The sequence below is a fragment of the Myxococcus sp. SDU36 genome (genome assembly GCF_030168875.1).
Taxonomy (GTDB): domain Bacteria; phylum Myxococcota; class Myxococcia; order Myxococcales; family Myxococcaceae; genus Myxococcus; species Myxococcus vastator.
This window is the reverse complement of sequence record NZ_CP077414.1, coordinates 2,683,709-2,697,699: the sequence shown is the minus strand read 5'-3', so window position 1 is coordinate 2,697,699 and position 13,991 is coordinate 2,683,709. Positions and strand designations below refer to the sequence as shown.

Annotated in this window: 10 protein-coding genes; 5 read left to right on the top strand and 5 right to left on the bottom strand. The window is 70.9% G+C overall.

The features are described 5' to 3' along the window. The first annotated feature begins 3 nt into the window (after positions 1-3). Positions 4-1,191 (top strand): SRPBCC family protein, encoded by a 1,188-nt coding sequence (locus KGD87_RS10455; protein ID WP_284667313.1) that lies wholly within the window; start codon positions 4-6, stop codon positions 1,189-1,191. A 120-nt stretch (positions 1,192-1,311) separates the two neighbouring features. On the opposite strand, the gene KGD87_RS10450 is transcribed toward KGD87_RS10455, so the two are convergent. After that, complete coding sequence (locus tag KGD87_RS10450) at positions 1,312-3,243, bottom strand: DUF5829 family protein (RefSeq protein ID WP_284667312.1); 1,932 nt, start codon at positions 3,241-3,243, stop codon at positions 1,312-1,314. A gap of 121 nt (positions 3,244-3,364) precedes the next feature. Here KGD87_RS10450 and KGD87_RS10445 point away from each other — a divergent pair, with 121 nt between their 5' ends. The 4 genes from KGD87_RS10445 (at position 3,365) to KGD87_RS10430 (ending at position 7,640) form a co-directional block, all read left to right on the top strand. Further along, positions 3,365-4,069: an ABC transporter ATP-binding protein gene (locus KGD87_RS10445; protein WP_284667311.1), complete on the top strand. Its 705-nt coding sequence runs from the start codon at positions 3,365-3,367 to the stop codon at positions 4,067-4,069. A gap of 10 nt (positions 4,070-4,079) precedes the next feature. Then, a complete protein-coding gene (locus tag KGD87_RS10440) occupies positions 4,080-5,507 on the top strand; it encodes a DUF3526 domain-containing protein (RefSeq protein ID WP_284667310.1) in 1,428 nt (475 codons plus the stop codon). A gap of 20 nt (positions 5,508-5,527) precedes the next feature. Further along, positions 5,528-6,943, top strand: a complete 1,416-nt coding sequence (locus tag KGD87_RS10435) for a DUF3526 domain-containing protein (RefSeq protein WP_284667309.1) — start codon at positions 5,528-5,530, stop codon at positions 6,941-6,943. 214 nt (positions 6,944-7,157) lie between these two features. Further along, entirely contained in the window at positions 7,158-7,640 is a 483-nt protein-coding gene (locus KGD87_RS10430; protein ID WP_284667308.1) for a MerC domain-containing protein, read from the top strand. A gap of 32 nt (positions 7,641-7,672) precedes the next feature. Here KGD87_RS10430 and KGD87_RS10425 read toward each other — a convergent pair whose 3' ends face one another. Genes KGD87_RS10425 through KGD87_RS10410 form a run of 4 tightly spaced genes read right to left on the bottom strand, consistent with a single transcriptional unit; the run spans position 7,673 to position 13,766 of the window. Continuing rightward, positions 7,673-9,994, bottom strand: a complete 2,322-nt coding sequence (locus tag KGD87_RS10425; protein ID WP_284667307.1) for a di-heme oxidoredictase family protein — start codon at positions 9,992-9,994, stop codon at positions 7,673-7,675. Between the two features lie 39 nt (positions 9,995-10,033). Then, positions 10,034-11,056 (bottom strand): beta propeller repeat protein, encoded by a 1,023-nt coding sequence (locus KGD87_RS10420; protein WP_284667306.1) that lies wholly within the window; start codon positions 11,054-11,056, stop codon positions 10,034-10,036. Then, entirely contained in the window at positions 11,047-11,544 is a 498-nt protein-coding gene (locus tag KGD87_RS10415; protein WP_284667305.1) for a hypothetical protein, read from the bottom strand. Before KGD87_RS10415 ends, KGD87_RS10420 begins: the two co-directional genes overlap by 10 nt. Further along, entirely contained in the window at positions 11,541-13,766 is a 2,226-nt protein-coding gene (locus KGD87_RS10410) for an NHL repeat-containing protein (RefSeq protein WP_284667304.1), read from the bottom strand. Before KGD87_RS10410 ends, KGD87_RS10415 begins: the two co-directional genes overlap by 4 nt. Between the last annotated feature and the right edge of the window lie 225 nt (positions 13,767-13,991).

Sequence of the window (13,991 nt, the reverse complement as noted above, 5' to 3'; positions counted from 1 at the left end):
ACGATGAAAGCTGCCCTATGGGGAATCGGTGGCGCGGGGCTGGGCCTGGGGCTGATGTACTGGACGGATCCACGCAGTGGCCGCTGGCGCAGGTCCCATCTGCAGGGGAAGGCTGTCCACGCGGCGCATGAGGCGGGAGGCGCGGTGGGCGTCGTCGCTCGGGACCTCTCGCAGCGCTCGCGCGGCGTCTATTTCGAATCGCTGCGCAAGCTGCACCGGGAACCGGTGGAGGACCTCATCCTGGAGGAACGGGTGCGCTCGGCCCTGGGCCGGGTGTGCTCGCATCCCGGGGCGATTCGCGTGATGGCTCGGGACGGCCTGGTTCGGTTGGAGGGCCCCATCCTCCGCGAGGAGCTCCGACGCGTGCTGCCCCGCATTGGCAAGGTGCAGGGGGTGCATGGGGTGGACAACCAGCTTGTTCCGTACGCGGAGGGTTCGGCGCACCCGGCGCTTCAAGGAGGCAACATGCGCTCGGGTGAGTCGAGGCTCTTCTTCCAGGAGCACTGGTCTCCGACCGAGCGGCTCTTCGGGGCGTTGGGCGGCCTGACGCTGACGGCCTGGGGGCTGGGACGCCGGGGACTGTCGGGCACCCTGGCGGCCCTGGGCGGCGTGGTGCTGGGCACGCGGGCCTTCACGAACCTGGGGCTGCGGCGGCTCACGGGGATGGGCGCGGGGCGGCGGGCCATCACCCTTCACAAGGACATCAACGTGAACGCGCCGGTGGAGGAGGTGTTCGCCTTCTGGCGGGAGATGCAGAACTTCCCCCGGTTCATGACGCACGTGGATGAAGTGATTCCGGGCATCGAGGGCCGCTCGCACTGGAAGGTGCGCGGGCCCGCGGGGCTGCACTTCGAATGGGACGCCGTCGTCACGAAGTTCGTACCCAACAAGGTGCTGGCCTGGAAGAGCGTGGAGGGCACGGCGGTGGAGAACCTGGGCGTCATCCACTTCGAGTCCACGCCGCGCGGCGGCACGCGGGTGGACATCCGGCTGTCCTACAACCCGCCGGCGGGAGCCATTGGCCATGCCTTCGCGAAGCTGCTGGGCGCGGACCCCAAGAAGCAGATGGATGACGACCTGCTGCGCTTCAAGTCGCTGCTGGAGCGAGGCAGGGCCACCGGCCGCGAGACGGTGACGCGTGAGCAGGTCGCGCCCCGTCATATGGCGTACCGGGGCACCCTCACGCACTGAGCGCGAGCGGGCGCTGCCTGCGCTCCCCGCGCGGTCATGACCCATGGGACGGCCCGTCTTCTCCCGTTCGTGAGCTGCTGGAGTCGCTGCTCGATGGGGGAGAATGACGGCGCGCCCGTGTCATGGGCGCCCGGTGTTCCCTCGCGGCGCACGCCCAGGGCTCGCGAGCACCCAGCGGGCCTCCGGCGCGTCCTTGGAGAACTCCAGCATCGCGCCGTGGCCCAGGTCGTAGATGTGCGGCCCCGTCTTCACCCGGTTGAGTGAGAAGCCAACCTCCAGGAGTCCCCGAGGCTGAGCGGCCTCACGCACCTGCCAGCGCAGGCCATCGCCTTGGAGGACGAACACGTCTCCAGGCGAAGAGACCTGCTGGTAGCCCAGCGCGACCAGCTCGCGGATGAAAGTGTGGGCGCGCCGTGGGGAGAGCTCCAGGGAGATGCGCTCCACGTTGCGCAGCAAGCGCTCGGGCTTGAAGCGGGGACCCAGGAGGGCACGCCGGCTGACGTCATGGGCATTCCACGGGCGGTCGGGATACAGGGCCTGGAAGAACTCGGGGATGTACTCGCTCACCCACAAGTCCAGCGACGCGTCGGGTGCGGAGGGCTCGCGGTAGAGGACGTCGTACCAGGGGACCTCACCCCGGCCTTCGAACCTCCGCCGCGTGCGGGTCTGTTGCACCTTCTGCCCCAACGCGCTCCGCAGCGGCCCTGCCAGGCGCGACAGCGTGCCCGCTTGCTCCACGCTCAGGCCCACACCGACCTTGCCCACGGGTTCTCCAAAGGCGTTTTGGGGCCCCAGCAGCTCCAGGTACGTGTCCTGGCCCCGCACGTAGAGGGCTTGAGCGCTGGCCTCGGGCACCTTGAATTCGGGCAGGCCGCCATCCACCTGGGCGAACGTGTCTGAAAGGAAGTCCAGCGCCCGCAGCGACTCGAAGGCCTCCGCGGGGAGGACGACATAGAAGTGGTTGAGGACCACCGGAGGCGCACGAGGTGGCGCCGCCGCGGGTCGCGTGGGCAGCGTGTTCGTCACCTGCCCCAGGGACACGAGCGGTTCACCCGGATTCACGGGTGGCGTCGTGACCACGTACAGGACCACGCCCGTGAAGGGGGCCACGGGAACCGCGAGCGTGCGTCCGAAGGCATCCTTGATTTCGCCGAGCCGAGCGCCGGCCTCGACGCGTTGGCCCGGCCGCACGCCGGGCGTGAAGAGTCCATGCACCGGGCTCATCACCGACTCCGACCAGGTGACGAAGCGGGGCTTGCCCGGAGCGGCCGCGCCTCCCGGGACGACGCCGAGCTGCTTGAGGACGCGAAGCAGGCCCGCCTCCACCCGGTTGAGTTCTTCCGGGGAGGCGCGCGCCTCGCCGCCCCATTCGACGCCGATGGCGGGGACGCCTCGCGCCGTGGCGGTCGCGGAGGTGTAGCGGGTGGGGCCCGAGAAGTCCGGCCAGAGCGGCTTCACTGTCGGCGCGCCAAAGGCCATCGCCATGGCGCGCGAGCGCACTGTCACGCTCGCGTCTGGCGCGTTGGCGATGAACGCGACATAGGGCGAAAGCGCCTCGTTGCCATCACCGCAGTGCACGTCCACCACCGCGTCGACCCGGTCGAACACCTCGTGGGTGAGCACATGCGCGATGCGCTCCGTGGGCGTGCCAGAGGCGTTGCCAGGGAAGACGCGGTTGAGGTTCTTCCAGTCGTCCGGGCCGTAATACACGGTGCGCCGCTGGAAGGACGGCACGTTGGCGATGTGGACGATGACCACCGTGCCACGCATCGTCTCGGGCTGGAGCTTCGCGGCGAGGCGCTGGAGCGTGAGGATGGGCACGTACTCCGCGCCGTGGATTCCCGCCATCAGCGCGACCACGGGCCCTGGCTTCGCGCCCCGTATCACCGTGACGGGTAACGGCGGTACGTCCTCGGCTCCACCTGGAACGGGCAGGTAGCCGTGGGCACGCTGGCCAGGTGTCGCCACCGCGCTTCCCCAGGTCGCCGCCGTAGCGTCCGGAGCCGCCTGCGCGGCCAACATCAGGTTCAAGAGCACCATCACCGTCAGCACGTCCGACCTCCCGGGTCCGGGAATCCCCGAGCCCTGTCGCATGCCAGGAATGCTGTCAGCGGGAGCCTTATAATGCAATCGAGTTGCTTTTGATGTCGGGTCTTCGTTATGGGGATTGCCCATGCTTGAAGCGAAGAATCTGTCCAAACGCTATGGCGACCACCTGGCCCTGGAGCGCCTGGACCTGTCCATCAGGGCGGGCGAGGTGTTCTGCCTGCTGGGTGCGAACGGGGCGGGGAAGACCACCACGCTGAACCTCTTCCTGGGCTTCATCACCCCCACGCAAGGCGAGGCCCGCGTCGCGGGGTTGGAGGTCCAGCAACACGAGGCCCAGGTGCGCGGGCTCCTGGCGTACGTGCCCGAGCTGGTGATGCTCTACCCTCGGCTGACAGGCCGGGAGAACCTGGCCTACTTCAACACCCTGGCGGGCCGCCCGGCGCTGTCCATCCAGGAGTCCAGCGGGTGGTTGGCGCGAGCGGGGCTGCAACCGGGGGCGATGGACGTGCCCGTTGGCCGCTATTCGAAGGGCATGCGGCAGAAGGTCGGCATCGCCATCGCGCTGGCGAAGGGCGCGCGGGCCTTGCTGCTGGATGAGCCCACGTCCGGGTTGGACCCGCTGGCGTCCAACGAGCTCTCCGAGCTGCTCCTTCGCCTGAGTGGTGAAGGCATGGCGGTGCTCATGGCGACCCATGACCTGTTCCGCGCGAAGGAGTCCGGCACGCGGGTGGGCATCATGAAGTCGGGCCGGCTGGTGGAGACGCGCGCCACGCGGGACCTGGGGCACGCGGAGCTGGAGCAGCTCTACCTGGCGCACATGCGTGGCTGAGGACCGACGAATGATTCGAGCCATCGCCCGAAAAGAGTGGATGGAGCTGTCGCGCGACGGACGCTTCCGTGTCGCGGGAGCCCTGGTATTCTTGCTGGTTCTCGTGGGCATCGCGGTCGGCGCGCTCCATGTCCGGGACTCCCGTGCCGAGCGTGAAGCCGGTGCTCGCCTGACGCGCCAGCATTGGCTGGAGCAGGGAGAGAAGAACCCGCACTCGGCCGCGCACTACGGTGTCTGGGCGTTCAAGCCCGAGTCCGTCCTGGCCGCGTTCGACCGCGGCGTGGAGCCGTACCTGGGCGTCGCCGTCTACCTGGAGGCGCACAAGCGGAACGCCACCCAGTACCGGCCCGCGGCGGACGCCACGGCGGCGGCGCGCTTCGGAGAGCTGACGGGCGCAGGGGTCCTCCAGCTCCTGGTGCCGCTGCTCATCATCCTGCTGACCTACTCCGCGTTCACCGCCGAGCGGGAGCAGGGGACGCTGCGCCTGCTGCTGAGCACCGGCGTGCGCCGTCATCAGCTCGTGTTGGGCAAGGCCCTGGGCGTAGGGCTGGCGCTCGCGGCGCTGCTGGTGCCCCTCTTCGTCGTGGCCGTGGTGTTGGTGGTGGGCCTGGGCCGCGGAGCGGGCGTCTCGTCGGGCGAGCTGCTGGGGCGTCTGTCGGGGCTGGCGCTGGGGTATGGGCTGTACCTGGCGGGCTTCGTGTTCCTGGGGCTGGCGGTCAGCGCGTGGGCGCGGACGTCCCGAGGGGCGCTGGTGGCGCTGCTGGGCGTGTGGATGGTCAACGCGCTGCTGGTGCCCCGGCTCGCGGTGGACGCGGCCCGGGCATGGGCGCCGGTGCCCACGGCGCAGGACTTCGCGCGGCAGCTGGCGGAGGACTACGAGAAGGGCCTGAGCGGTCATGACCCGGCGGACCAGCGACAGGCGGCGCTCGAGCGCGAGACGCTGGCGCGTTACGGAGCGGCGTCCCTGGAGGCGCTCCCGGTCAACTTCCGGGGCATCGCGCTCCAAGCGGGAGAGGAGTACAGCAACCGCGTGGGCGCGCAGCGCTTCGGTGAGCTGGAGGCGCGTTACGGCGAGCAGGAGCGACTGCACCGCTTCTTCGCGCCGCTGTCTCCCATGTTGGCGCTGAGGCACCTGTCGGCATCGCTCGCGCGGACGGACCTGTCCGCGCACCTGCGCTTCACGAGGCAGGCGGAGCAGTACCGGCAGGGGCTGGTGAAGCAGATGAATGACACCCTCACGTTTCGCTCGAAGTACGGCGACGCGGACTACAAGGCGGACGCGTCGCTGTGGCGTGAGGTGCCGGAGCTGAGCCTGGATGAGGAGCGGCTCCCGGAGGCGCTGGGCGCGCAGGTGCCGGGGCTTCTGCTGCTGGGACTCTGGCTGGCGTGGACCACCCTCTTCGCGCTGCGCGCCTGCGCGCGCCTGAGCGCCGTTTGAGGCACGAGGAGACCCTGAACATGTCCTTGCTTCGACACGAGTGGTTCCTGCTCCGGAAGGACCGGATGCTCGCCTTCTCCGCCGCGCTCCTGCTCGGCTTGATGGCGTTGGGCCTCTACAACGGCTGGCGTTTCACCCGGGACCTGCGGACCTACCAGCAGCGCCTCGTCGCACAGGAGACGGAGCGGCGCTCCCGTCTGGCGGAGGAGGCGGAAGCCTTGCGCCAGGGACGAGGACCGGCGCTGCCGCCCTGGAAGAGCCCGGCCATGCCGGTGCCGGTAGGCAACACGCTCGTCCAGCCCGAAGCCTTGCTGCCTCCGGGGCCGCTGGGCGCGTTCACAGTGGGGCAGATGGACCTGTTGCCGTCCGCCTACCAGGTGTCGCTCCAGGGGCGCCTCACGGACTTCGCGCGTGACACGCTGGAGCACCCGGTCCACCTGGCGACCGGAACGTTGGACCTGTCGTTCGTGCTGCTCTACCTGCTGCCCCTGTTCGCGCTCGCGTTCTCCTTCGACCTGGTGTCGCGCGAACGGGAGGACGGAACGCTTCGGCTGGTGCTCGTGCAGGCCACGGGCCTTCGCGGCTGGGCGCTGCGAAGGCTCGCGGTACGCGCGGGTGTCCTGCTGGGCCTGTGTGTGCTGGCGGGCGTCGCCGGCTACGCGCTGACGGGCGGGGAGGGGGGCGTGGGCCGCCTGGCGGGCTGGCTGACGCTGGTGGTCGGGTACGGCGCCTTCTGGTTCGCGCTGGCGTTGGCCGTGAATGCGCGGGCCCTGAGCTCCGCCACCAACGCGCTGGTGCTCGTGGGGGCGTGGCTGGTGCTGGTGGTCGTGGTGCCCGCGGTGGCGCAGTTGGGCGTCAGTGGCCTGTACCCGGTGCCGTCTCGCGTGGCGCTGGTGGGGGCCACGCGAGAGGCGTCCCTGGAGGCGCAGAAGCGCGGCAGTGAGGTGCTGTCCGCCTACTTCGAGGACCATCCGGAGCTGGCGCCCAAGGGGGCCAGGGCGGAGGGGTACTGGCCCACGGCGCTGGCCGTGCAGGACGAGGCGGCTCGGGCGACCGCGCCCGTGGTGGCGGCCTTCCAGTCACAGTTGGCGCGGCAGCAGGATGCGCTGGGGGTGCTGCGCTTCCTGTCCCCCGCGCTGGCGTTCCAGCAGGCGCTCCAGGACGTGGCGGGCACGGGAGGCGCACGGCACACGCACTTCTTGCGGCAGGTCGACCAATTCCACACCACGTGGCGTGAGGCACTGCTTCCTCGCGTCTTCTCGGGCGCCACCTTGGGGGCCGCGGAGCACGCGCGGCTGCCGCGATTCGCATATGTCGAGCAGCCTGGCGCCGACGTCGTACCCAAGGTGGCGCTGGGGTTCCTCGCGCTCGTGCTGCCGACGCTGCTGGCGTTGGGGCTGGGCCTGGCCTGGTTGGGACGGCCCCGCATCGCTTGAGCGTGTGGCGGACGTCGTCAGGAATCCAGCGCGGTTCGCGGCCCGCGAGGAGGGAATCCTCGCGGGCCGTTGCCGTGTGTGGGCGCTCTTCACGCCTTTTCGCTGCCGAACGTCCGCGCGCTGACCCGCCGCGCACGGGCACGTGTGTCGCTGGATTGTCGAACAACTCGGCTCCGGAATTCACCGGGGCCACCTTCTCCCTGGAATGACCGTGATGCGCTCCTCCTCTTCCTCCGTCCCTGATGCGGCCTGCGACTGCGCTCATCACCGAGGGCAAGCCGCTACCGACCCGACCGAGCCCGTGAAGGTGCCGGGAGGCCGCTGGTCGATGCTGGTGCCGTTGCTGGCGTGTGCGCTGTGCCCCACCTGCCTGGCGGCCTACGCGCAGGTGCTGTCGTTCCTCGGCGTGGGCCTGTCGCTGACGGAGTCCGTGCACCAGATGATGCTCGCCGTGGCCGTCACCGTGTCATTGGCAGTGAGTGGCTGGCGGTCGCGGCGGCTGCGGCGGGTGGGCCCGCTGCTGGTGACTGCCGCGGGGTGCTCGCTCCTGGTGCTGGGGCATGCACTGGAAGAGGACCCGGTGCTGACGTGGAGCGGGGTGGTGGTGTTGCTCGCGGGGGGCCTGTGGGAGCGCCGTGTCTGGCGCCAGCTCTTCACCCGCGGTGCTGCTTCCGAGCGCCCCGCCGTCCAGCCCTGAGCGGGCGGGACGGCGGGACTCCGGAGCGGCGTTCAGAGCGTCTGGAGGAACGCGAGCAGGGCGTCTCGCTCCGGCGCGGAGAGGGCTTCGTAGGCGCGCCGTGAGGACTCCGCCTCGCCGCCATGCAGGGTGATGGCGCTGGCCACGGTGCTGGCGGCGCCGTCGTGGAGGTAGGGCGCCGTCTGGGCAAGGCCCCACAGCGGCGGGGTGCGCAGCTCGTTCACCTTGGCGTCCCCGTCCTCCACGCCCCGGCGTCCGTCGCGCATCACGTCATGCAGGAGCAGGTCGCTGAAGAGGCGGACGTCGCGGCCGTCCGTCGTTGGGAAGGCGGGGACATGACACTTCGCGCAGCCCACGTCATGGAACAGCGCGAGGCCCGCGTCGTCCAGGTCCGGTCGGGCACCGGTGCGAGGCGGAGGCGCCAGCGAGGCCAGATAGAAGGTGAGGGTTTCAATGGTGGGCAGCCCCACCTCCGGGTCCGCGACGTCGTCGTCATCCCGCGCGGTGCCGAAGGTGAGCCCTGGCTCGTCGACCAGCGTCAGTCCCAGCTCGTTGCTGAGCGCGTCGCGGACGAACTCATGCACGCTGGGCACATTGGCCTTCCAGCCGAAGCGCCCCAGCCGACCGTCCGCCAGGCGATGGGCCCGGCCGCGAATCCCGTCGCCGTCGACGTCATCGGGGTCCTCGTTGGCGAGGATGCGCGCTTCGGGGATGCGCTCGATGAGGCCCAGGCCCAGCAACGAGGGGGTCTGACGCCGCTCGAAGAAGTTGCTGCGCGGGTCCAGCGGCGGCCGAGCGTCCACCGCGCCGTGCCGGTGCGCCATGGTGCCGGGCATGGGATAGACGAAGGTGCCGTCCACGAAGATGCCCTGGCGCGTGACATCCAGGTCCAGGCCTCCCGCGCCCCCCGGTACCGGGTCGAAGTGACAGGCACGGCATGAGTCGCCATTGAAGTGGGGGCCCACGCCTTCGCGGAGGCCGAAGTCCCGGTCGAACAGGTGCTGGCCCTGGCGGAAGCGCTCCTGGTCCTGCGCGTTGAGCGCGACCGCTGGACCGCCCCAGTCGCCGGTGGGGGGCACCGGCGCGTCTTGCGGCAACATGCCATCGCTGCGTTGTTCGCGCCCGCCCAGGGACTCCAGGAAGTGGATGACGCGCGCCTGCTCCGCGTGGCTCAGGGCGACGTAGGCGTCCCGCGAGCGTTGGCCTTCACCCCCGTGGAGCCGGATGGCCTCGTCCAGGTCATCCGCGCGGCCGTCGTGCAGGTAGGGGCCCGCGGCGGCGATGCCCCACAGCGGCTGGGTCCGGAACTCCGAGCCACCCGCCAGCTTCATCACGATGCCGTCGTCCAGCGCCGGCCCCATGTCATGCAGGAGCAGGTCACTGTAGAGCGGGATGAGCCCACGAGGTCCCTCCAACGCGGGCACGTGGCAGGCATCGCAGCGAAGCTGGGTGAAGAGCTGCTGCCCGGCCTCCGACTCCGGCGTGGGCGCGTCCGGCCGAGGCGCCGCCGTGAGCATGGAGAAGGACACCAGGTCGAACAGCTCCTGCTCGCTCATCTCCGGGTCTGTCACCCCGTCATCATCCAGGGTGGGCTCGTCGGGGGCCGCCGCCTGGGCCTGGCGCACCGTGCGCAGGCCGTCCGCGAACCGACTGGCGCCCGGCAGTCCATCCAGCGCGCTGGGCACCGGAAGGCGTGCCTTGGCTTCCTCCGACAGGGGGTTGGAGGTGAGGCCCATGTGGTTGAAGACAGGGCCACGGATGAAGCCCTCAATGGACACCGTCTGCGACTTCCGGCCGAAGCGCCCGACGAAGCCGCGGTCGTAGTTGGGCCGGCCACTGATGCCGTCGCCGTCCGCGTCGTCAGGGTCCGCGTTGCGCAGGATGACTTCGTCGGGAATCTCCGCCAGCAGGCCCACGCCAAAGAAGGGGATGGGGTTGCGGGTGGCCAGGGTGTTGGTGGCGTCGTCGGTGGGACGGCGCACGCCCTCCAGCGTGAAGTGTGGCTGCACGCCATTGACGCCGGTGGGGACGAAGGAGCCATCCGGCAGGGTCTGGCCCACCAACAAGAAGTTGCGGTACCGGCCAGCGCCGCCACCGACCACGGGCTTCTCGTGGCAATTCACGCAGCTCGCGACGTTGAAGGAGGGGCCCAGGCCTTCCTCCGGCGTGAAGCGGCGCAGCATCACCTGGCGTCCCCGCTCGAAGCTCGCCCGTTGCTCCGGCGTCGCGAAGGGAATCACGTCCCCCAGGGCGCCGAAGATGTCCGGGGCAATCCGGGGTTCTTCGGGCAGGGGTGTCTCGGAGGCCGTGGGCGAGCACCCCACGAGCCCCAGTGCGCAACCCAGCCCACGCATCCAGCGTGTCATCTTTGTCATCGTCGTTGTCTCGGGTGATTACTCGTTGGGACCCAGCGGCCGGGTCCAGGCAAGGCCCTGGTATGCATCCGCCAACGCGCCCAGGTTGCCGCCCACGGCGGTCAGGTCTCCGGACGCGTCGCCGAACACACTGTGGAAGGTGAGGCGCGTGGTGGCGGGCACGGGGTGGGCGGTGAGCGTGTCCACGTCCAGCACGGCCAGCGTCCCTTCGATGCCCACCACGTGCGCCACGGAGGGCGTGCGCATCCACACCCCATTGAGGCCGGGCAGCGGTGCCAGCTCGCGGGAGGTCCAGGCCTGGCCATCCCAGCGGGCCACGACGCCGTTGCTGCGTCCGCCCACGACCATCACTCGCTCCCGCCCGGCTCCCCAGACGGAGATGAGGTCGTCGCTGATGCCCACGAAGTGCTCGCTCCATGCCGTGCCGTCCCAGTGCAGGACGGCGCCCTTCTGGCCCACGACCCAGACGTCATCGTGCGCGCTGCCCCAGACCTTGTAGAAGGCGTCCACGCGGTCGCGTTGGAGCGGCGGCGCCTGCACCCCCGTCCACGCGCGACCGTCGAAGTGGAGCAAAGTGGCATCGCCCGCCTGGCGGCCGCGACCGCCGACCGCCCAGAGGTCATCCGGCGCGGCGCCCCAGATGCCCCAGAGGTCCTGGGTCGTGGGCACCGGCACGCGCCGCCACTGCACGCCATCACCGTGCAGCACCGTGCCTTCGTTGCCCACCACCCAGACGTCATCCGGGCCGAAGCCGTGGCTCCAGTTGAGCAGCGGCACTGGCTCGGTGAGCGGCACGGGGGCCCAGCCGTCGGCGCGCCGCTGATAAATGGCTCCCTGGTCGAAGCGTCCCCCCACCGCGAGCAGCGGGCCGCCGGGAGGCGCGGAGACGTTCATCAGCCAGCCCGCGTCCGTCGCATCGAACGCGGGTGCCCAGCCAGCGGGCGCGGACGGTTCCGGCGCTGGCGCGGGCTCGCCACAGCCGGTGGCGAGCGCCCACCCCAAGGCGGCCCCCATGAGGCCGGACAGGCGCTTCACGGGCATGCGTCTGGCCCCCACTGAACGATGCCTTCCCGGGAGGCGGTCGCGGACTGGCCGCCCGCGTCTTCCAGCCGCGCCTCCAGGGTGACGCGCTCCCCCAGCGCCTCGGAGGGCTCTGGGATGACGAGCAGCAGGCCGGAGAGCATCGCGGGGCGTTGCTCCGTCGCGGGCTCGAACGGCAGGCGCAACTGGTAGGGCAGCGACACCCGCTGGCCATCCGACTGGCGCGTGAGCGACAGCGACACCGTGGCGGTGAGGGGCTCCAGGCTCCAGGCCTGGAGCGACACGAAGACGTGCTGGCTGCCCTGACAACCGCGCTGCAGCCGCAGCGTGTCACCGGGCTGCACGGGGACATATTGCCCCGGCCGCCCGACGCCAACGGCCACGCGCGGAGTCCGCTCCGTGGGGGGCTCCTCGGCGGGGCCGCTCTGCCCGCCGCAGCCCGCGAGCCACGCCGCCGTGGCGACGCACAAGAGGCGCGGCGTCCTCACGGCGCCGCCTGGGGCCGCGCCAGGTAGACGCCGTGGTCGGAGAGGAGCGCGACGTCCTGCTCGCCCACCGTCACCGCCTGCGGGAAGTAGAGCGTCGCCTCGCGGAAGGCCACCCGCTGCCCGGGGCCAATGCCCCCTCTGCGCACGGGATTGCCCAGCCACGTGGACACCGTGCCCGCCTCCAGATTCACCGACCGGATGACGTGATTGCCGCTGTCCGCGACGTAGAGGCGCGTGCCCGCCGCGTTCAACGCGACTCCGGAAGGCCCCTTGAAGAGGGCCTCCGCGACGGCGCCGTCCACCACGCCCGTGGTCCGGTCCTGCCCGGCGACGGTCGTCACCTCGCCGGTGGCCAGGGTGATGGCGCGCAGTGTCTGGGCGGTGGCGTCGGCCACGTAGAGGCGGCCAGCCGTCGCGTCCAGCGCGAGGCCGGAGGGCTCCCGGAAGCGCGCGGCGGCGCCCACGCCGTCCACGGTGCCTTGCTCGCCCGCCGTTCCGGCCAGCGTGGTCACCCCGCCCGTGGCCGTGGCGATGGCGCGCACGGTGCCGTTTCCCGAGTCCGCGACGTACAGCGTGAGGCCGTCCGGTGACAGCGCCAGGTGCTGCGGGCTGGAGAAGCGCGCAGCGGAACCTTCACCGTCGGTGGCGCCGGCCTCGTCCACCGCTCCCGCCAGCGTTCGCACGGTCCGGGTTGGCAGGTCGATAGCGCGCACGGTGTGAGCGCCCATGTCCGCGACGTAGAGCCGCTGCGTGGCCGCGTGCCAGGCGAGCCCCACCGGATAGCTCAGCGTCGCCGTCTCCACGGGGCCGTCCTCGCCGCCGGACGTCCTGGGCCTGCCCACCAGGGTCCGCGTCTCCCCGGTGCCGAACGCCACCGCGCGCACCGTGTGGTTGTACGTGTCGGCGACGAACCAGGCGCCGTCTCCCGCGATGATGGCGGAGGGGCTGTCGAAGCGGGCCTGGCTACCCGGGCCATCGCCGCTGCCGGACGGCTGCGCGGCGCCCGCGAGCGTCGTCATCTCCAGCGTGCCCAGGTCCAGCCGGCGCAGGGCATTGGCGTCGCGGTCGTTGTAATAAAGGATGCCTCGCACGGCGTCGAGCAGCGGCGGACCGAAGGCGATGCCCAGCCGCACCGCTTCACCGATTCCATCCACCGGGCGCACGTCGTCCGCGTCGCCAAGCAGCGTGGTGGTGCTCCCATCCGCCAACGCCACGCGCCGCAGCAGCCCGTCCCAACCGGTGACGTACAGGAAGGAGGCGTCGCCCGTCAGCGACTGGGGCGTGTCGAAGCGCGCCGCGGCCCCCACGCCGTCCTGCGCCCCAGCCTCTCCCGCGGTGCCCGCCAGGGTGGCGACGTCGAACGTCGTCAGGTCGACCCGGCGCACCGTATGGTTGAACGTGTCCGCCACATAGAGGCTCGTGCCCACGCGGACGATGCCGCCCAGTCCGCTGAAGCGCGCCGCCGCGCCGCGCGCATCCACGCTCTGCTCCGCGCCGGTGTAACGGGTCCCCGCCACGGTGCTCACCCGCCGGCTGGCCAGGTCCAGTGTCCGGAGCACACGGTTGGTGCGGTCCGCGATGTAGAGCGTGCCGCCGTCCTCGGAGATGGCCAGGCTGTGGAGGAGCGAGCCCAACCGCGCCTCGTCACCCACGCCGTCCACGTTCCCCGGTGAGTCCGGGCTGCCGGCGAGCGTCGTCACCTGCGCGTCCGGCAAGGAAATCTTGCGGAGGGTGGGGCCGTCCGCCAGGTACAGCGCGCTGCCGTCCGGGGCGTAGGCCAGGGCGCGCGGACTCTTGAAGCGTGCCTCCGTGCCCGTGCCGTCCACGGCGCCCATCTGCTGCACGCGACCCGCCAACGTCACGACGTCGCCCGTGGTGGTGTTGATACGCCGCAGCAGGTTGTTGAACGTGTCCGCCACGTAGACGAACGCGCCGTCCGGCGTCAGCACCGCTCCCGCCGGGCCGCTGAAGCGCGCCGCCGTCCCCAGGCCGTCCACGAAGCCCGTGGCCGTGTTGCCCGCCAGCAACTCCAGTGTGTCGCGTGTTTCAACCACGCCGCCGTCCGGCAGCGAGCCTGCGTCTGGTGTCGTCCCAGCGTCCGGTCGAACGCCGGCATCGGGCTCCGCGGGAGTGGAGGTGTTGCTGCACGCCGAGCCCAGCAGGAGCAGGGCCGAGGTGAGCGTCCACCGGAAAAGCCACGTCCTCGTGCTTTTGAAATTCATGGTGCCTCGTAGGTGAGGCATCCTGGTTATTGTAATCGTGTTTCATTTGCAATGCTGATGGTGAATTGGAGCGGTGTCGTTCCCGCGCAAGCCTTGCGCGCGGCGGAGCTGGGCGCGGGATGCGCGCACATCTTGCGTGCGTCATCATGTCTTCCCACGCGCACAGGTCCTGGCCTGGGGCTTGCTGACGAGTTCCCGCCGGGCCGGAGTGGCCAGGCTCGCGGT

Coding starts and splice junctions, on each gene's coding strand:
- KGD87_RS10455 (WP_284667313.1), top strand. CDS start 4: ATGAAAGCTGCCCTATGGGGAATCGGTGGCGCGGGGCTGGGCCTGGGG.
- KGD87_RS10445 (WP_284667311.1), top strand. CDS start 3,365: ATGCTTGAAGCGAAGAATCTGTCCAAACGCTATGGCGACCACCTGGCC.
- KGD87_RS10440 (WP_284667310.1), top strand. CDS start 4,080: ATGATTCGAGCCATCGCCCGAAAAGAGTGGATGGAGCTGTCGCGCGAC.
- KGD87_RS10435 (WP_284667309.1), top strand. CDS start 5,528: ATGTCCTTGCTTCGACACGAGTGGTTCCTGCTCCGGAAGGACCGGATG.
- KGD87_RS10430 (WP_284667308.1), top strand. CDS start 7,158: ATGCGCTCCTCCTCTTCCTCCGTCCCTGATGCGGCCTGCGACTGCGCT.
- KGD87_RS10425 (WP_284667307.1), bottom strand. CDS start 9,994: ATGCGTGGGCTGGGTTGCGCACTGGGGCTCGTGGGGTGCTCGCCCACG.
- KGD87_RS10420 (WP_284667306.1), bottom strand. CDS start 11,056: ATGCCCGTGAAGCGCCTGTCCGGCCTCATGGGGGCCGCCTTGGGGTGG.
- KGD87_RS10410 (WP_284667304.1), bottom strand. CDS start 13,766: ATGAATTTCAAAAGCACGAGGACGTGGCTTTTCCGGTGGACGCTCACC.